The sequence below is a fragment of the Streptomyces sp. NPDC017529 genome, assembly GCF_044329785.1.
Classification (GTDB): domain Bacteria; phylum Actinomycetota; class Actinomycetes; order Streptomycetales; family Streptomycetaceae; genus Streptomyces.
The window spans coordinates 43,936-59,744 of sequence record NZ_JBIRJY010000023.1; the positions used below are offsets into that span (position 1 = coordinate 43,936).

The 15,809-nt window shown below is 68.1% G+C and carries 19 protein-coding genes and 2 pseudogenes; 11 read left to right on the top strand and 10 right to left on the bottom strand.

Translation table 11 applies throughout. The features are described 5' to 3' along the window. Nucleotides 1–14: 14 nt before the first annotated feature. Entirely contained in the window at nucleotides 15–776 is a 762-nt protein-coding gene (locus ACH4K4_RS33870) for a hypothetical protein (RefSeq protein WP_398172823.1), read from the bottom strand. A 511-nt stretch (nucleotides 777–1,287) separates the two neighbouring features. Between ACH4K4_RS33870 and ACH4K4_RS33875 the strand changes: the two are divergent. Continuing rightward, nucleotides 1,288–1,532: pseudogene (locus tag ACH4K4_RS33875) on the top strand (IS110 family transposase); the annotation flags it as partial. 59 nt (nucleotides 1,533–1,591) lie between these two features. Next, nucleotides 1,592–2,050: a DUF4279 domain-containing protein gene (locus tag ACH4K4_RS33880; protein ID WP_398172825.1), complete on the top strand. Its 459-nt coding sequence runs from the start codon at nucleotides 1,592–1,594 to the stop codon at nucleotides 2,048–2,050. A gap of 59 nt (nucleotides 2,051–2,109) precedes the next feature. Here ACH4K4_RS33880 and ACH4K4_RS33885 read toward each other — a convergent pair whose 3' ends face one another. Beyond that, nucleotides 2,110–2,232, bottom strand: coding sequence for a hypothetical protein (locus ACH4K4_RS33885; protein WP_398172827.1), 123 nt, complete (start codon nucleotides 2,230–2,232; stop codon nucleotides 2,110–2,112). 543 nt (nucleotides 2,233–2,775) lie between these two features. Continuing rightward, the gene (locus ACH4K4_RS33890; protein WP_398172829.1) at nucleotides 2,776–3,081 is read right to left on the bottom strand and encodes a DUF1330 domain-containing protein; all 306 of its coding nucleotides are present in this window, start codon (nucleotides 3,079–3,081) and stop codon (nucleotides 2,776–2,778) included. Between the two features lie 188 nt (nucleotides 3,082–3,269). Between ACH4K4_RS33890 and ACH4K4_RS33895 the strand changes: the two genes are divergently transcribed. After that, a complete protein-coding gene (locus ACH4K4_RS33895; protein WP_398172831.1) occupies nucleotides 3,270–3,614 on the top strand; it encodes a LysR family transcriptional regulator in 345 nt (114 codons plus the stop codon). Between the two features lie 38 nt (nucleotides 3,615–3,652). Continuing rightward, a complete protein-coding gene (locus ACH4K4_RS33900; RefSeq protein ID WP_398172833.1) occupies nucleotides 3,653–4,159 on the top strand; it encodes a LysR substrate-binding domain-containing protein in 507 nt (168 codons plus the stop codon). Nucleotides 4,160–4,713: 554 nt separating this feature from the next. Here ACH4K4_RS33900 and ACH4K4_RS33905 read toward each other — a convergent pair. Together ACH4K4_RS33905 and ACH4K4_RS33910 are read right to left on the bottom strand one after the other, a co-directional pair. After that, nucleotides 4,714–5,427 carry a hypothetical protein gene (locus ACH4K4_RS33905; protein ID WP_398172915.1) on the bottom strand — a complete coding sequence of 238 codons (714 nt, stop codon included), beginning with the start codon at nucleotides 5,425–5,427 and terminating at the stop codon, nucleotides 4,714–4,716. 138 nt (nucleotides 5,428–5,565) lie between these two features. Next, on the bottom strand, nucleotides 5,566–6,033 hold the full coding sequence (locus ACH4K4_RS33910) for an NUDIX hydrolase (RefSeq protein ID WP_398172835.1): 468 nt from the start codon (nucleotides 6,031–6,033) through the stop codon (nucleotides 5,566–5,568). 89 nt (nucleotides 6,034–6,122) lie between these two features. Here ACH4K4_RS33910 and ACH4K4_RS33915 point away from each other — a divergent pair, with 89 nt between their 5' ends. From ACH4K4_RS33915 to ACH4K4_RS33935, 5 genes are all read left to right on the top strand, one after another. After that, nucleotides 6,123–6,998, top strand: a complete 876-nt coding sequence (locus tag ACH4K4_RS33915) for a tyrosine-type recombinase/integrase (protein WP_398172837.1) — start codon at nucleotides 6,123–6,125, stop codon at nucleotides 6,996–6,998. After that, entirely contained in the window at nucleotides 6,944–7,108 is a 165-nt protein-coding gene (locus tag ACH4K4_RS33920) for a helix-turn-helix domain-containing protein (RefSeq protein WP_398172903.1), read from the top strand. Before ACH4K4_RS33915 ends, ACH4K4_RS33920 begins: the two co-directional genes overlap by 55 nt. Before the next feature lie 3 nt (nucleotides 7,109–7,111). Beyond that, nucleotides 7,112–7,330, top strand: a complete 219-nt coding sequence (locus ACH4K4_RS33925) for a hypothetical protein (protein WP_398172839.1) — start codon at nucleotides 7,112–7,114, stop codon at nucleotides 7,328–7,330. 207 nt (nucleotides 7,331–7,537) lie between these two features. Next, nucleotides 7,538–8,131, top strand: coding sequence for a hypothetical protein (locus ACH4K4_RS33930; protein WP_398172841.1), 594 nt, complete (start codon nucleotides 7,538–7,540; stop codon nucleotides 8,129–8,131). A gap of 14 nt (nucleotides 8,132–8,145) precedes the next feature. Further along, nucleotides 8,146–8,604: an NUDIX domain-containing protein gene (locus tag ACH4K4_RS33935; RefSeq protein ID WP_398172905.1), complete on the top strand. Its 459-nt coding sequence runs from the start codon at nucleotides 8,146–8,148 to the stop codon at nucleotides 8,602–8,604. Nucleotides 8,605–8,760: 156 nt separating this feature from the next. Here ACH4K4_RS33935 and ACH4K4_RS33940 read toward each other — a convergent pair whose 3' ends face one another. Both ACH4K4_RS33940 and ACH4K4_RS33945 read right to left on the bottom strand, forming a co-directional pair. Then, nucleotides 8,761–9,060, bottom strand: coding sequence for a hypothetical protein (locus ACH4K4_RS33940; protein WP_398172843.1), 300 nt, complete (start codon nucleotides 9,058–9,060; stop codon nucleotides 8,761–8,763). A 284-nt stretch (nucleotides 9,061–9,344) separates the two neighbouring features. Continuing rightward, nucleotides 9,345–9,584 carry a hypothetical protein gene (locus tag ACH4K4_RS33945; protein ID WP_398172845.1) on the bottom strand — a complete coding sequence of 80 codons (240 nt, stop codon included), beginning with the start codon at nucleotides 9,582–9,584 and terminating at the stop codon, nucleotides 9,345–9,347. 603 nt (nucleotides 9,585–10,187) lie between these two features. Between ACH4K4_RS33945 and ACH4K4_RS33950 the strand changes: the two genes are divergently transcribed. Next, nucleotides 10,188–10,445 carry a hypothetical protein gene (locus ACH4K4_RS33950; protein ID WP_398172847.1) on the top strand — a complete coding sequence of 86 codons (258 nt, stop codon included), beginning with the start codon at nucleotides 10,188–10,190 and terminating at the stop codon, nucleotides 10,443–10,445. A 630-nt stretch (nucleotides 10,446–11,075) separates the two neighbouring features. On the opposite strand, the gene ACH4K4_RS33955 is transcribed toward ACH4K4_RS33950, so the two are convergent. Both ACH4K4_RS33955 and ACH4K4_RS33960 read right to left on the bottom strand, forming a co-directional pair. Beyond that, nucleotides 11,076–11,999, bottom strand: coding sequence for an arabinan endo-1,5-alpha-L-arabinosidase (locus ACH4K4_RS33955; RefSeq protein ID WP_398172907.1), 924 nt, complete (start codon nucleotides 11,997–11,999; stop codon nucleotides 11,076–11,078). Nucleotides 12,000–12,315: 316 nt separating this feature from the next. Next, the gene (locus ACH4K4_RS33960; protein WP_398172849.1) at nucleotides 12,316–14,394 is read right to left on the bottom strand and encodes a pectinesterase family protein; all 2,079 of its coding nucleotides are present in this window, start codon (nucleotides 14,392–14,394) and stop codon (nucleotides 12,316–12,318) included. Nucleotides 14,395–14,714: 320 nt separating this feature from the next. On the opposite strand from ACH4K4_RS33960, the pseudogene ACH4K4_RS33965 reads away from it, so the two are divergent. After that, nucleotides 14,715–14,942, top strand: a pseudogene (locus tag ACH4K4_RS33965) (transposase); the annotation flags it as partial. 249 nt (nucleotides 14,943–15,191) lie between these two features. Here ACH4K4_RS33965 and ACH4K4_RS33970 read toward each other — a convergent pair. Next, nucleotides 15,192–15,797, bottom strand: coding sequence for a MerR family transcriptional regulator (locus tag ACH4K4_RS33970; RefSeq protein WP_398172851.1), 606 nt, complete (start codon nucleotides 15,795–15,797; stop codon nucleotides 15,192–15,194). Nucleotides 15,798–15,809 lie beyond the last annotated feature (12 nt).

Below are 15,809 nucleotides of genomic sequence, written 5' to 3' on the forward strand. Positions count from 1 at the left end.
GCGTCGGTCGGCGGCTACGGCTCCACAGTGGTCGGCTTCTCGGCTCGGAGGTCGCTGACGAAGCCGCCCTTGATCACGCGCATCCAGTAGGCGTGCGACCGGTTCGCCGGGGGAATGCCGGGGTCGCGCTCCAGTTTGCGGTCCATCGAGGTGGCGCCGGCCGGGGCGTTCCGCTGGAACGTGTAGGGGTGCCACAGGCCGATCTCGCTGCTGTAGAACGGCTTGCGTTCCATCAGGAGAACCTGGTCCGGGTTGCCCTGCGCGGGTTGCCAGGCGACGCGGACGGTAGCCGCGTCGAGCCGGGTGACGGACGCCAGCGCCGGCGCCTTCGGGATCACCGAGGAGGGCGCGGGCTTGACGGCGTCGCTGTGGATCGTCCGTGGCACGGACGGCTCGTAGTGTTCCGGGTTCTCCAGTTTGCCGATGACGCTGAGCGTGTCGGCAGCCGGGCCCTGCCCGCCCGAACACGCTTCGACCTGGACGACCTTGTGCCAGCCGCTGGAGAACCTCACGAAGTCCTCCTTCTGGACCGGCAGCTCGCGGGTGCTGCCGCCGATGGCACCTCGTACGGAGTAGGCGTAGCGGGAGTCGTCGGAACGGACCACCTGGTAGCTGCACCGGTCCACGGACGCGGCGCGCGCGTCGATCGCCGGCCGGAGTGACGGTGCGTCGACGGCGGAGGCCGACGGAGCCGCGAAGGCGACGCCTGCACCCGAGGCAAGGGCCCCGAGACTCAGCGTGCACGAGGCTATTGCGACGGTGATACGGCGGGGCATGCATCCTCCGGTGACATTCAACGGCTCACGGGAACCGGCGAACAGATGACGATCGGCAGCGCCGACCGGAACGGGACGCTACCGGCAATCGACGGTCAAGGCGATGGCAAGGGGAGGTAAAGCCAAGGTTTTGTGTCAACTTCGCTCAGGTCGACGTCGTCCGGGTCCAGGCCCGCACGGCGCAGGAACTAAACAGCAGGTCTGCCATGGCGTCCGTGCACTCGGACACCGAGCCGGTGCGCGTGCTGGGACGGGTGCCCCTGTGCCCGGCCTGCCTGGGCCAGCCCCGCTACGGAGCACCGGAGTGAGCACCGCAGCGCCCCGGTCGGCCGCCGCGAAGATGTGCGGCGTGCGCTGACCGGAAACCTCCCTCTTTTCCCGGGCGGCGCGCACCGCTGAACCGCGGCCCGGCGACCGGAAAGGGGGTTGGCAATGGCGGGCGGGTGGCGGACCTGCGACGGGCCGGGGTGGGGCAAGACATTGCCGGCGACGAGCGGCACGGGCGTCCGCAGCGGTACTGCTCCGAGGTGTGCCGGTCTCGCTGGAGGCACGTTGCCACCCGGACGCCCTCGCGGCCTTCGCCGGCGTCGCCCCCGCACCACGCGACTGAAGTTCTACGACCGCAAACGCGCCGAAGGCAAGAAGCATGTCCAGGCCGTGCTTGCTCTCGCCCGCCGACGCGTCAACGTCATCTGGGCCCTGATCCGTGACCGACGGTGCTACGAGGTCACGCCTCCGGTCACCGAGGCTGCCTGACTGTTGGGCTCGAATAATCATGGTCGGCCCATTTTCCCCGCGCGGCTATCCTCTACGGGATGCCCCTTCGCCAGTACGCCTACTTCGCGCTGTTCAGCCAACACACGTCGGCAGACGACATGTCCTTCCAACTGGGCATGACACCTGACGAAGTGACTGTTCGCGGCAGCCGATTCACCGAGCCGACGGTGGTTCCGGTCGACCACTCGTGGATGGTTGTCTGCCGGGAGCCGGGTCTGCGCGTCGACGAGCAGATCACCCGCGTTCTCGACAGGCTCCAGCCCCACACGGACCGCATCCGCGACCTCACCAGGCAACTGGCGCGCACCGGCGGCGGAGGAGTGCTTCAAATTGTGCGCTACTTCAACGACACCGACCAAGCCCAGCCAGGCGCAGTGGATGCCCCCGCCCTTTTCGGTTGGCACCTGGACCGCAAGGTTCTGGACTTCCTCAGCGCCACCGGAGCCGAGCTCGACATCGATGAGTACGACATGGCAGGAGCCGAGGACACCAGGTGAGCGCATGACCTCGTACTCACCTGGCACATGAGCCGCGCTCCGGCAGCTTGGCAACAGCGTTAGGAAGCCAGCCGGTTCAGCAGCCGCCGGGTGGTACTGCCCGGCGGCTGCTCGGTGACCGCCTCCCGCAGCCGGGCGGCGAGGAATGCGCGCAGTGGCTCCAGCTCCGCCGCTGTGATCATCAGCACGCCTGGCAACATCGACGAGGTCAACCCCGACGGAGCACGCTTCCGCCGGACGAATCACGACGACGTGGCTTTCGTCGGCCAGGTCAGCGACTACCTCGTCTGATCCAACAGATCACGTGGAGAGCCGGATGCTCGGCCAACGGGCACGTCCGGTTCGGCGGGCGGGGACGGGAAAACCAACACCGGAAACGGTGCACGGCGTCTCGTCCCTGACCCAACACGTGGAAATCGACCGGCGCGGAGCTGAGTTGTTGTTTTGGCTCGCCCACACGAAGGCGGTGGCCGAGCGCGCCGAAGCCAGCTGACCGGCCGCCACGCGGGAGACCCTCCCGACAGCGAGCCGAACTCAGCCTCGTCGCTATGGGCTGACAAGTTGTGCGGGATCTCTCCGGAGACGGCCTGTCGGGCAGGCCCGGGTGGGTCTGCACGACAGTGTGCAGTGTGTGACACCCTGCCCGAGCTTTCGGGTGAGGGTGGTGCCTGTGGTGTGGCTAGGCGGTCGGCTTACGGATGCTCAGCGATGGCTGGGACCGCCGGTCAGTCGATGCCGTCGATGATGCGGAAGTCGCGCTCGACGCCGTCGGGGAGAGCCACCAGCGCCTTCTGGTATGCCTCGCTCTCGTATGCCGCGACGGCCTGTTCGAAGCTGTCGAACTCGATCAGAACGACGCGTTGCGTGAGTCCGGCCTCGTGGGCAACGACTCGACCGCCACGGGACGGGATCCGGGACAAGGTGCGCCCGCCCCCAGCCTGGACCGCCGGACCGGCCAGCTTGTCGTAGGCAGACAGTCTCTCAGGGTCGGAAATGGCGGGGTAGACACTGACCCGGTAGCCCTTGGCCATGGAAACCTCCTGTGTTCGGCCGGACACGTCCGACTTCGAATTGACACTCAGATCGATCGACCCCGGCGACGGGCACCGCGGTCACTTGAATCGCCATATGCGCAGGCTAGGGCTTGATCTGCGGTCGAGGGAAAGACCGGTACGGGATAGGCTCAGAACGGATCGTTATCAATCGGCAGGGAGGGCACGTGGCGCCGGATACGGTGAGCCTGCGGTACTTCCTGGTGCTGGCGCAGGAGTTGAACTTCACCCGCGCGGCCGCACGGATCGGTATCGCACAGCCCGCACTCAGCGCCCGGATACGCCGATTGGAGACGGAACTCGGTACGGCCCTGCTGGTCCGCAACACGCGTAGCGTCGTATTGACCACGGCCGGTGCGGCTTTGGCGGAGTCCGCGCCGCCCGCGCTGGCGGCGCTGGACCGGGCATGGGACACCGCCCGGAGCGCGGCGGCCGGTGAACTGGGCACGCTGCGCATCGGATACAGCCTCAGCACCGGGGCCGAGACGGCACCGGCCCTGGGGGCAGGCTGATTCGCGGCAACAGCGGGATCGAGGTCGGCGCGGTCCCGATGGCGACACCGGAGATCTCCCCCGCGGTCGCCGACGGCCGCATCGATGCCGGGATCACCCGCGGTGAACAGCCGGGCCGTGGCGTGCGCCGGTTCCTGCTGCGACGTGCGCGCATCGGGGTCCAGCTGGCGCAGCACCATTCGCTGGCCGACCACCCGGAGATCGAGATCGCCGACGCGGCCGCGTATCCGCTGCGACTCCCGGACCGTGCGGCCAACCCCGTGATCCACGATCAGCTGTCCGCGCTGTTCCGAGACACCCGACCACACCCGCGATTCCAGACGCCCGCAGTCTCTTTCGACATGTCTCAGCGCGACCTGCGCGACGGGGTCACCCTCGCCCCGGCCGGAGAAGCCGCGGTCACGGCGCAACCGGCCGGTCTCACCTGGCGACCGCTGCGAGGCGCGCCCAGCCTGACGATCCACCTGGTCCTCCCGCGCGAGCAGTCGCCGCTGCACCGCCGCATCCGTGCCGTCGCCAAAACCCTGGCGCACGAGCTGCACTGACTGCCGGACTGACGCGCAAGAGGTCAAGCGAGACGGATGTCTGCGGTGGCGAGGCCAAAGACCTTGCGCCCGGAGGACTTCGCAGTGATGAAGACAGCGTCTTGCTGAATGTCCGACACGACCTCGCTACGCCGGCGGATCAGCATCCGATGATGGCCCCGGGGCCGGTCCGAGTCGTACACCGCGGCGACGTCCTCGCCCAGCCCGAGAGCTCGGCGGATACCGCGCCTTCGCCGACGCCGAGCCGGACAAGCGCGGGTAACCGGCGGGAACGCCCGCCGTCAACGGCGTCCATGACGTCGGTCAATGCTTAACGCCAACCACTGTTCCATTGCTCCCCGAGGCCGTGTTCGAGACGGGCGATCCGCGTGCCGAGTTCCGCGACATCGGCGGGTGCGGGTTCAAAGATGGGTTTTCAGCGCGCGCTCGATGAGCAGGCGGGCTCGATCCATGCCGAGCAGGCTGCCCCGGCGGAACCCACCACTCGCATGCGCATGCAACACCAAGAGACGCTGACATTGATCATGCGCAACTCGCCAAAACAACTCCGGGAGTCACCTTGAAACGGCACCCGAAGACACTGACACAACCACCAGCGCCGAGGTGAGGCGTTCGAAGGCATTGCGGGAAGCGGAGTACGGATCAGGCTGGGGTAAGGCGTCGTACGGTTCCATCGTGGGCTCTTGTTCTGGGTGATTCGGTTTGGTTGGCGCCTCCGAATTTACGGAGACGAGGCCCTTGGTCACCGTGAGTTGGACCGGCTCCCTCCCGGTCCCGACGGGCGAGGTGAACAGTCCTGGCGCGTCCTCGCCCAGCCAGTTGCGCTCCACCAGCCGCTTCAATTTGCTTCGGGTGCCCTCGATCTTCCCGGTCGTTGTCGGCAGCCCGATCCGCGGCACAATCTGCTTGGCCTGCACCGGCCCCGGCGCATTGGCGATGACCTCCACGATGCCCCGGTACACACCCGGCAACACCGCCACTGCCAGGCCCTCCCGCCATGGCGGGACCGTTGTCACCCCGCTGCCATGAGGCATCGATCCCTCGTTCGGTGCCGGCGCGTCCCCTGCCGGGGCGTCCGGTCCGGCCTCCGCGGCCGACAGGTCGGCCAACACCTGCGCGACGGCCTCCCGAGTGATCTCCAGCCGTGACAGATACTCTCGCGCCTCCTCCAACCTGAGGGCCAACTCCGCGGCCTCGGCCTGGAGGTCCTCCACTCGTTGCCGAGCTGCGGCCTCGCGCGCCCGCAGTTCTTCCGGCACAGACACCATGGCGCCCCACCTTCACCCCGTCACGGTAGAAGTACGACGGTGCCACCACACAGCAATCGACGGCTTCGAACTCCCGCGCGTGACAGCTTCGCCCCCGAGCCTTGAGCGGGTACGAGTACGTGGTTGTATCGGCCGGGGTCAGTGCTGGATCAAGCCGCCGACCGGGACGGAAGCAACATGGCCGGTTGCCGGAGCGCTCTGCGCCAGCGCGAGGCCGACGTCGACCAGCGATGACCGGCGCAGGCGTGCGATGTCCAAGAACGGAGTCCAGACCGACTCAGCGGTCTCGCCATTCGGCTCGGGCCGGAGCCGGCCGCCGGTGATCCGAACCCGGTAGAAGATGCCGACGTTCTGGTGCTCGGCGCCGGTACGGGCTTCGACCGCGGGAATCACCCTTGAATCCACACCCAGCAGACGTTCGACCACTGCTTCACAGCCAGTCTCCTCAGCGAACTCCCGGATCACAGCATCGAACGGATCCTCCGCGTGCTCCACCCTTCCGCCCGGAAGCGTCCAATTGGACTGGCCCACCGGGGGCACGTGACGGGCGAGCAACACACGCCCGTCCTCGATGCATACGGCGTACGCCGCCAGACGGAAACTCATCCCCACACCTCCCACCGAACCTTATACCGACCCCCAGCGCGGCAGGAGTTCAACCTTCGCTTCGACAGGACACCAGCTCAGACCGTCCCTTGAGAGGATCCGCACCCTTCTTCGCCCACGCCGACGAGGAGGTGCTGCGCGTTCGCGGCAAGGGACGCAAGGGCTGGTGGCCGGCCTTGCGGGACGCCGCCTTGCTCAGGGTCGCGTACGCCTACGGCCTGCGCCGCAACGAGACCCGGATGCTGGATCTCACTGACTTCGGCCGCAACTCGGAGGGCCGGGAGTTCGGTGAGTACGGCACCCTGCTGGTCCGCTACGGCAAGGCCAAGAAGGGGTCGCCGCCCAAGCGCCGCAGTGTGTTGACCGTCTGGCACTGGACACCCGGCACGATCGAGGAATGGATCAGCGAGGTGCGGCCTGGGATGCGGCATGCGACCGGGCGGGTCCTGTGGCCGTCCGAGCGAGGCCCGCGGGTCGGGCTCCAGCGGCTGGACTCCCGCTTCGCCGCCTACCGGGACGCCATCGGCCTTGCCCTCGCGCTGGAGTTCCACTCGCTGCGCAGGTCCTACATCACCCACCTGATCGAGGACGGTCACGACCCGCTGTTCGTCCAGCAGCAGGACGGCCATGACCACGCCTCCACCACCGCGCTCTACACCTGCGTCTGCTCCGCCTTCCGCCCCCACTCCTGCGTCGCGTCCTGGACGCCGCCATCGAGGCCGCTCTGCGGCCGGGGAGGACCTCCTGATGCCACGTCAGGTCAGCTACCGGTGGCGCCTGCGCGAGCTGATGGCCGCCCGCGGCATGTTCATCGTCGCCGAGCTGATGCCGCACCTGACCGAACGCGGCATCACACTGTCCTCCTTCCCAGGCCCACCGTCTGGTCTCCGGCACTCCGGAACGGCTGTCCCTGCCGGTGCTGGCCACCCTGTGCGACATCCTCGACTGCACGCCCACCGACCTGATCGCCACCTCGGCCCAGAACCTCCCGGCCCACCGCGCCGCCGGCGAAGAGACGCCGATCAACCTGGCCGCATGCCGACCCACACCGGTCCGGCTGACGCCGGAGGGGTGAGCGATGACGCCCGAGGAATACGAGCGCTGGCATGTCCGGAACTGCGCACGCTACGGCCGCCGGGCGGCGAAGTCGGCGGAGTGGTCGGACGGTGGTGCCCTCCCGCGAGTCGACCGGCAGCTCCTGCTCTACCAACGGTGGCTGACCGAACGGCTCGCCAGCATCGAGGAACCCGAACACCGTCAGCTCCTCCGGCCCTTCGCCGCCTGGCACCAGATGTGACGCCTGCGGACAGAGGCAGAGAAGGCACGGCTGGGACGCCCCCAGGCCAACCACACCAAGCAGGAAGTCACCCAGGCCGGCGCCTTCCTCGCATGGCTGGCCGACCGGGAACGCGCCATCGGGCAGTGCCAGCAGGCTGACATCGACGCCTGGCACACAGAGAGTCTGGCCACCCGGCGTCCGTCCCAGTCATTCCTGCGGTGGTGCATGAAGACCGGCCGGATGCCCCGCCTCACGCTGCCGCCCACCGTCATCACCCAGGACCCGGAACCGCTGCACCAGCACCGCCGGCTCGCGATCCTCCGCCGGGTCCTCAATGACGACTCCTTGCCCCTGCGGGCCAGGGTCGCCGCCGCGCTCGTTCTCCTCTATGCACAACCCGTCAGCCGCATCGTCCGCCTCACCATCGACGGCGTCACCGACGACGAGGCCACCGTCACCGTCCATTTGGAAGACCCGCCGCCCCCGCTGCCCGAGCCCGTTGCCGACCTGATGCTGGCCTATATTCAGTCCCGCCAGCAGCTGCCCTACGCCAGCAGCAAGAGCTCACAGTGGCTCTTCCCCGGCCGCCAGCCCGGACAGCCGATGAACCCGGTCAGTCTCCAAGTCCATCTGCGTGAGATCGGCGTCCCTCCGCAGCGCGGCAGGACCTCCGCGATCCGTCAGCTCGTCCTCCAAGCCCCGGCCCCCGTCATCGCGAAGGCACTCGGCAATCACGACAAGGCCACCACCCGCTTGGTCACCGAGGCCGGCGGAACCTGGAGCCGATACGCCCCCAGCGACCATGAAAGGCACCGATGACTGACAATGCCGGGATGACCCGACCCAGAATCCGTGTCGCCGCATACGTAATCCGGAACCTCGCCATCCCCGAAGTTCTGGTGTTCGACCACATCGGTATGCCGGAGGTCGGCACCCAAGTCCCTGCGGGAGGAGTCGAAACAGGCGAAGGACTGGAAGAAGCGGTCCTTCGAGAGGTCGCCGAGGAAACCGGTCTGCTGAGAGCCACGGTAGTCCGGCAGATCGCCGTGGAGGACAAGCCCCATCCCGACACGGGTCAGCCACGACGAACCAGCTTCTTCTTCCTCCAGGCACCAGCAGACACCTCCGATGCGTGGGACCACCAAGTCCACGGCGACGGAGACGACGCCGGCCTCACCTTCGCCTGCCGGTTCCTCCCCCTTCCCCTGAAGCAACCACTGGCCGACGATCAAGACGCATGGCTGGGCCACATCGATCCGCGCTGGACCACCGTGACCGGCGACAGTCAGTAATCAGAAACCGGCCCCATCCGCTGAATACGCGACACACGTACACCTGCCGCATTCCGTCGGTCTGTCTGCCTCAGCGTGCCAGCAGACAGGACTTCTCGGCACGATCGCCGCTTCGGTACCGCGGTTACTGCCGAGAGGTCATGGCCTGCCGGGCCATCAGACCGTGTAGGCGGTCCAGCCGACTGTCTCCGTGGTGTGCTTGCCGTCAGCCGAGACGCCCCCGCCGAGAATCTCGTTGAAACGGATCTTGAACCCGGTGTTCGTCACGTCGTGCAGTCGCACACCGGGCGTCTCGGGCCCGTTGAAGGTCTGCACCGTGACCTGCACGATGACACTCGATCCTGCGGGGAACGGGGTGGGGAAAGTGACCTGCTGGAAGGTATCGGTCTTTCCGCCCTGTGTCTCGGTGGAGTGCGGTGAGTCCAGGTTCAGCTTGCCGCTCTGAGTCATGCTCATCTCGTCGCCCCTCTCTCGCGTCCGGCGGGACGCCGGACGCCCCGGTTTCCACTGTGCGAGGCGATTCAAGCACCGGGCCGGCAGCCCGGAAAGGCATCTTTCGCGACAGTCCACCGGCAGTTCCCGAAACCGTGCCTTTGTTCCCATTCTCCCAAACAGTTGATCACGCAGGAGCTGGCTTCCTTGCGCCGGTTGGCCTCAGTACCACCCGGGCAGCCTCACCGACGACCACAGCTGTGCGGTCTTCCGTGCGTCGCGAACCGGCCCGGACCTCCACCAATCCGTCACACGCGGCTGGCCGGGTAGGTGTTCCAGTCGCGGCCGGTGCACCGGGTCCAGCGGAGTGCGGCGGTGAGGCTGATGCCGAGGAGGGAGCTGAGGACTGACGGGGGAAGGTCTGCGGCGAGGGTGATCAGCGCGGAGTTGCGCAAGGGGAAGACCGGGAGCCCGTGGCGCCGCAGCTTGCTGGTCAGGTGGTGTGCGATGACGGGCTGGGGCCGGCGAGCTAGCCGGGAAAGAGCCACGGTGCCCCGGCCCGGGTGCTGCTGTGTGCAATGGCTGAGGCGGTGACGGCATGTTCGGCCTGCTGGGTCGGAGTTCGAACACCGCCGGCGGGAGTGCGGCGGGCTGGGTGCCGAACAGAATGGTGGGGTACTTGCCTCCGCTCAGGTGGTGGGTGGTCAGTTCGGTGATCCGCTGTCCGCTGAGGCCGTAGAGGAGGATCAGGCAGCCGGCTGCCCAGGCATCGAGCGGGAGGCCGTCCTCGTGCAGGCAGCGTTCCAGCAGGGCCCACCGTTGGCCGGGGGTGCACCAGTCGCGCGGTTCGGACGAGCGCCTGGGGCCCGGCACGATGAGGTCGGCGGTCAGACCGTGCCGGTGGGCCCAGTTCAAAAAGCCGCGGACGGAGCGCCGGGATGGCCCGCTGGCATCCAACCAGGCGTCGACGTGCTGCTGGGTGACGTTTCCCAGGGCGAGGTCGTGCTCGGAGGTCCAGGTGAGGAAGGCGTTCACGGACAGCATGTGGCCGCGCTTGCGGGCCAGGCTCTGCGGGGTGAACCGCGTCCGGTCGGCGCGGCGGCACGCCTCCCGGACAATGACCCAGCTGCCGTAGGCCGGCCACCCTCGGCATGCCGGGCAAGGTCGCCGACTTCCTCCGCACCACCGAACTGGAGCCCGCCGAACGCACCGCCCTCAACCAGGGCGTCGCGGTGCGACGCGGCCAGGGCTACACCCTGCGCGTTACCGCCGCCCCCGCGGTCCACCGCCAGCTCCTCACCCGCTGCCAGCCGCTCGACGGCACCCACGGCTTCCCGGCGGTCCCGGCCCAGCGCAAGGCCCGCCGTGAGTACGAGAACCGGGTCAGCGCACTCACAGGCAGACCATGATCGTTCTCAGCGCCAACCACGGTCCCATTGACCAGCGAGGCCGGCGTACGACTACTGCTCAAGACCGGGGCAAGCCCCGCCCGTCAAAAGTTTTGACAGCAACGCCGGTTTTCCGTTCCGTTCCTACTCGGACCTCAGCACCCCGCGGCGTACCAAGGCGCTGACAGCGGCCATCCTCGACTTCACTGCGACCGCAAGGGCCCCGGACTGGCTGCCGCTGGTGCCCGAGGCAAGGGACGCTACCGCCAGGCGGGGCGAGCTGGGTGCCGGTGCCGCCGTGCTTCGTCATCGAGACCGTTTTCAGGCCCTCCTGAGCCCGTACACCCGCTTGCGCGCGCCCGCGGCGCAGGCGTCAACGACTGCGGCGGCCGTGGGTAGGCCCCAGGCTCCTCGGTGGTCGCTGGCTGGGCCCTCGACCTCACGTCGGGGGCCCCGCCTCTGCCCCCACAGGTGGCGGAGTGGGTAGCGGCTTTGCTGCTCGCCACTGGCATGGTCTCGGGTGATCGTATTCCGCGCAGCTACGCGAACGTCTTCATGCTGGTCTTCGGCTGGGCATGTTCATCTACGCCGGGTGGTCTCCCTGCACTTCCTTGCCCGCGCGCTCCGCCGTCCCTTGCCGCCGGGCTCCGGTCAGTAGGCGATGGGCCAGCCGTTGCTCCACTTCAGCAGGTTGAGGCCGAGCTTGGGAGCGCCGCCGTCACTGCCGTCGTAGTAGTGGTAGACGAGCAGGTCCTTGCCGCCGTCGCGCATGATGTCCTGCCCGCCGGGGCCGATCACGGATCCCTGGGACGCCATGACCACGGTGCCGCCGTTCTTGTTCATCGCGACGCCGTTGCGGTCGTAGTAGGGCCCGGTGGGGCTGGTGGCCCGGCCAACCTTGATCTTGTACGTGGATGCCGTACCGCTGCAGCAGGTGTCGTACGAGGCGAAGAGGTAGTAGTACCCGTTCCGCTTGACCACGGTCGGGCCCTCCACCGCCCTCGTCCCCGTGGTGCGCGAGGCGAGCGAGTGGCGGGTGGTGTCCCCCGCGTACTGCTTGCCGGTCCGCGGGTCGAGGCGGATCATCTTGATCCCGCTCCAATGGGAGCCGAAGGCCAGCCACCACTTGCCGTCGTCGTCGACGAACAGGTCGGGGTCGATCGCGTTGTAGTCGCTGCTGGACGTGGAGGAATAGACGATGCCCTGGTCCTTCCAGCTGCCCGGCGTCCCGGTCGTGGAGGTGGCGAGGCCGATGGCCGAGGTGTTGGAACGGAAGCGGGAGACGGCGTAGTACATCAGATACCGGCCGCCGTGGTAGGAGAGGTCGGGTGCCCACGGATCGTTTTCGGGCGAGTAGCGCGACCACCAACCGGGCGGTGAGGAAAAGGCGTTGCCGTTGCGGCTGAAGGCGACGCGGTCGGTGGAGGTGCGGAACTCCAGGTAGCCGTGGCTGGACGGGAGGAGGTAGCGCCCGTCGGGTGCGCGGAGCATGGTCGGGTCGTGGACGACGATGTCGCCGGTGACCCTCCCGGGGCCTGGGTAGGCGGACGCGCTCGACGGCATCAGGGTCAGCATGATGGCGGCGGGCAGGGCGAGGAACGAAGATCTGCGCAGCGTGCGGCTCACGCGCTTCTCCTTCTAGTGGGGGTAGAGACGGTGCTGTCGTCCGTGATGTCGAACGATGGCTGTGAGGTGGAGCGGTAGGTAGCGATCTTCCGTAACGGAAGAGGCGTTCGAGTGCGACCCTTCCAGCCCTCTTCGAGGGCGTGGCGCAGGCCGGGCGGCAGCCGTTGTCCGTCGTAGCGACGGGCAGGGGGGTGAGATCTTCCAGGAGCAGGCCGGTCGGACGGCCCAGTGTGCGTCCCGGCTTGGACCCGCCCCCGGACCGGGGTCAGACAGCAGTGGGCTTCCAGCCGCCGAGCCAGTCCGCGGTCTCCTGGGCGACGGCCTGGGCGTCCGTCAGGTGCGGGCGGTCACCGCTGGCGGCGCCGGCGCCCGGGCCATCGTTGTGGTACTCGGCGAAACGGTCTTTCTTCCAGGAAAAGCCGCCCATGTCAGCCCAGGGGGCGGCCTTGACGGCCGCACCGAGGATGCTGTCTCGGATCGTGGTCTGCGGGTCGAGGCTCGCGTCGCCACCGGCGTGCCAGGGGCGCCCGAGGTGGAAGCTTCGGGCCGACACGTCGCCGTCGATGGTGGTGCGGGTGATGAGGAAGCCCATGCGCCCGGCCGGGGTGCTGGGCGCGGTGACGTATCCGGCCGAGGTGCCGTTCCAGCGTTTCTTCAGGGCGAGGACGGACTTGTCGATAACCGCGGTGGCGCGGCCGAAGACGAAGTCGGTATTGCCGATGACATAGGAGTTGGTCAGGTATACCCGGCCCGTCTTCTCCTTGGCGGCCGTGTCGAGGAGGAGGGTGTCCTGGTCGCCGCTGATGATGAGGGCGTCCAGACGGATACGGTCGGCGGCGGTGCGCAGCGCCACCGCCTGTCGGCCGTTCAGCCGCTGGTGCTTCGCCTCGTCGAAGTCGTTGGAGATGGTGAGGTTGCGTGCCTGGAAGTCGTCGGCCTCCACGGCGACGGTCGCGCTGCCGCCGGTGCCGTAGGTGCCCGAGCCGTCCGGCTTGGTCATCCCCGCGGCGTGGCCTGCGACGATGACGGTGTCCTTGCGGCTGCGGCCGGTGCCCTCGAACGTGACGTGCGGCTTGTTCGCCGGGACCTTGACCGTCTCCCGGTATGTGCCGGGGGCGATCCGAATGACGACGCGCGAGGTGTTGCCCGCCGGGACGGCGTCGACGGCCTTCTGCACGCTCTTGTACCGGCCACTGCCGTCCTTGGCCACGGTCAGGGTGCTGTGCGTCGCGGCGGCCGCGGTCCTGGCACTCGCCGTCGTGCCGATCGTATTCCGGGGCCCGGTACCGGACTTGAGGAGCGCGGGGAGGTCGGCCGCCTTGTCGAGGCGGTAGTTGTAGTACGCCTTCGGGTCGAACGCCGTGCCGCCGGTCTCGTTGCGGCCGCTGGTACGGGAGAAGACGTTGCCGCGCTGGACGAGGGCGGCGGTGCTGTCCTTGGTGACGGGGTTGTTCACGCCCTGGAAGTAGCTGTTCTCCAGGACCATCTTCGTCCTGCCGCGCGCGTAGTTGCCGTAGGAGGACCTGATGCCGGTGCCCGGGTCGTCCTGCAGGAAGTTGTTGTAGAGGTGCGCGTGCGCGACATTGTCGGTCGAGGGGTTGCGCTGCTCCGTCTCACGGAACCAGTTGTGGTGGATCGTGAGGTCCGCGGTTGTGTTCTTGGTCCAGCCGATGCCGAACGTCTTGTTGTTGTCGCTGAGCTTGTTCCAGGACACCGTCACGTAGGTGGTGTCCTTGCGGCTGTCTATCAGCCCGTCGGCCATGTGCCGCAGGTCGTTGTGATCGATCCAGATATGGTGCGCGCCGTCCATCTGAATGGCGTCCCAGTCGTGCTCCTTATCGTTCCAGGTCCCCTGGTACGAGTCCCGGATCGTGAGGTTCCGGATGATCACATTGTGCACGCCCTGACCGAGGAAGAAGCCGCCGCCCGCGATCTGCCCCGAGGTGCCGGCGCCGACGATCGTCTTGTCGGAGGCGACCTTGATCTCCCTGCCCTTGGGGTTCATCGAGATCGTCGCGGCCACCACGATGACGTACGGCTCCTGGGCGGACGCGTACTTCTCCAGATCGGCGAGGGTCCGCACGGTGACCGTCTTCCCATCCTTGCCGCCATACGTCCCCTTCTGCCCGAGCGCGTGGACCGACGCGAAACCGTCGGCGGTGTCGTTGGCCCAGGTGGGCGCGGCGGCCGCCGCAGCCTTCGGCTGCATGCCCTCTCCGAACACCCCGAAAGCCGTGCCGTAGGCCATGGCTCCCGCAGCGGCCAGCGCCAGCGGGACCCCTGCCAGCAGGACCGTCTTCCTTCTGCGGTGCCGCGCCTTGCCGTGGCCGTGCAGCTCAGTCATGCGTGTTGTCCCAATCCGTACGTACGTGGGGGCACCCGTGTGGGACGGGGCTGCCCAACAGTTGCCGCGGAGCTGAGAATGGTTGCCGTCCCGCCGAAATACTCGCCTCCAGCCGCTCCCCCAGGGCCCGGGAAAACACCGTCAGCCCCGGCTGCCCAGCGCGCATCTCCCGCCAGTTCGGGTGATCAGACACGTCCGGAGTGAACGGTCTGTCACCCGTCGGGCTGATGGGGCGGTTCCTGGCACGGCCAGTGTCGACCCGGACAAGGGGTGGCTGTTCGTGTGGGCCACCCGCCCTGCCGGACAGGTCCGCGTAGACGGTGGCGCGGTCGGCGGCCTGGCGGGACGTCGTGCTCGCCGACGCGGCGTACGGGACCAACGCCGCCTTTCGCGGCGCGCTTGGTGACCGGGGCCTGGACTGTGCGCTGTCCGTTGGCTTTGGTGTCACGGCCCACTCCGTCGACGCGCCCCCCGAGGCTCCGCACGCAAGGGCCCAAACGGCTACTGCCCCCCGCCCCGCTACCGCCGGGACCCGACCCACCGGCTGGAGCGGAGCAGCGTCGTGTGGATCCGGCCCGGGCACGGTGCACCCCTGGGGCGAACACCAACGCGTGCGACGGCCCGCTGGCCACCATGGCGTTCCTCGACCAGAGCCTCCTGCTCGAAGCCAAGCGGCTGCCCGATATCTCATCGACTTCCCCGACGCGGCAGAAAAGTGGATACCCGACAATGCTCGCGCGCTTTTCCACGGGAATGACACCGGCCGCCGCCGGAAGGGGAAAATCCACGCTGCCACTTCAGCCTTCGCGCCCCGTGGCCGACTGGTTTTCCTGAGCGAGTCGGCGCAGGGCGAGAAGAGCGGGTTCCAGCATGATGGTCAGGAGCAGCACTCGTTCGGCTTGTTCCTCGGGGTCTTTCCTTTCCCGTAGGTGGCCGAGGTCCAACGTCGCGGTTCGTTGGGCGAGTTCCGCGTACGGGACGAGGGAGCGCCAGTCGAAGTCCGTACCGAGCGAGCGCAGCGATACCAGAGTGTCCGCCAGAGCACGCCTGGTACGGGAGTCTTTCGCCACCTTCCAGCCGATGTGGCCGAGCAGTTGGTCCACGTCTGCGGACGCCTTCCCGCTGTGCTCGTCACCGCCAGGCGGGGCGGTACCGGCTCCCAGTACGACGCGCAGCGCTTCGCGCGGATCGTCTTCGTACCGGGCGGCGGCATCCAGCACTTCCTTGGCCGAGCGGACCGAGAGACCGCGTACGCCGATCAGCGCGCGTATGAGCCGGAGTCGGCGAATGTGCTGTTCACCGTATTCAGCCCGGGTCGGAGCGGTGGCACGCCCCGGCGGCAGCAAACCCCGGCGCAGGTAGTGCTTGATGCTGGCGATCGAAACCCCGCTGCGGTCGCTCAATTCAGAGATCTG

Excerpts from the sequence above, each read along its gene's own strand:
- ACH4K4_RS33955 (WP_398172907.1), bottom strand. The coding sequence starts at position 11,999 with ATGCTGACCCTGATGCCGTCGAGCGCGTCCGCCTACCCAGGCCCCGGG.
- ACH4K4_RS33925 (WP_398172839.1), top strand. The coding sequence starts at position 7,112 with ATGACGCCCGAGGAATACGAGCGCTGGCATGTCCGGAACTGCGCACGC.
- ACH4K4_RS33885 (WP_398172827.1), bottom strand. The coding sequence starts at position 2,232 with ATGATCACAGCGGCGGAGCTGGAGCCACTGCGCGCATTCCTCGCCGCC.
- ACH4K4_RS33900 (WP_398172833.1), top strand. The coding sequence starts at position 3,653 with ATGGCGACACCGGAGATCTCCCCCGCGGTCGCCGACGGCCGCATCGAT.
- ACH4K4_RS33905 (WP_398172915.1), bottom strand. The coding sequence starts at position 5,427 with ATGGTGTCTGTGCCGGAAGAACTGCGGGCGCGCGAGGCCGCAGCTCGG.
- ACH4K4_RS33880 (WP_398172825.1), top strand. The coding sequence starts at position 1,592 with ATGCCCCTTCGCCAGTACGCCTACTTCGCGCTGTTCAGCCAACACACG.
- ACH4K4_RS33950 (WP_398172847.1), top strand. The coding sequence starts at position 10,188 with ATGCCGGGCAAGGTCGCCGACTTCCTCCGCACCACCGAACTGGAGCCC.
- ACH4K4_RS33960 (WP_398172849.1), bottom strand. The coding sequence starts at position 14,394 with ATGACTGAGCTGCACGGCCACGGCAAGGCGCGGCACCGCAGAAGGAAG.
- ACH4K4_RS33870 (WP_398172823.1), bottom strand. The coding sequence starts at position 776 with ATGCCCCGCCGTATCACCGTCGCAATAGCCTCGTGCACGCTGAGTCTC.
- ACH4K4_RS33890 (WP_398172829.1), bottom strand. The coding sequence starts at position 3,081 with ATGGCCAAGGGCTACCGGGTCAGTGTCTACCCCGCCATTTCCGACCCT.
- ACH4K4_RS33910 (WP_398172835.1), bottom strand. The coding sequence starts at position 6,033 with ATGAGTTTCCGTCTGGCGGCGTACGCCGTATGCATCGAGGACGGGCGT.
- ACH4K4_RS33935 (WP_398172905.1), top strand. The coding sequence starts at position 8,146 with ATGACCCGACCCAGAATCCGTGTCGCCGCATACGTAATCCGGAACCTC.
- ACH4K4_RS33940 (WP_398172843.1), bottom strand. The coding sequence starts at position 9,060 with ATGAGCATGACTCAGAGCGGCAAGCTGAACCTGGACTCACCGCACTCC.
- ACH4K4_RS33930 (WP_398172841.1), top strand. The coding sequence starts at position 7,538 with ATGAAGACCGGCCGGATGCCCCGCCTCACGCTGCCGCCCACCGTCATC.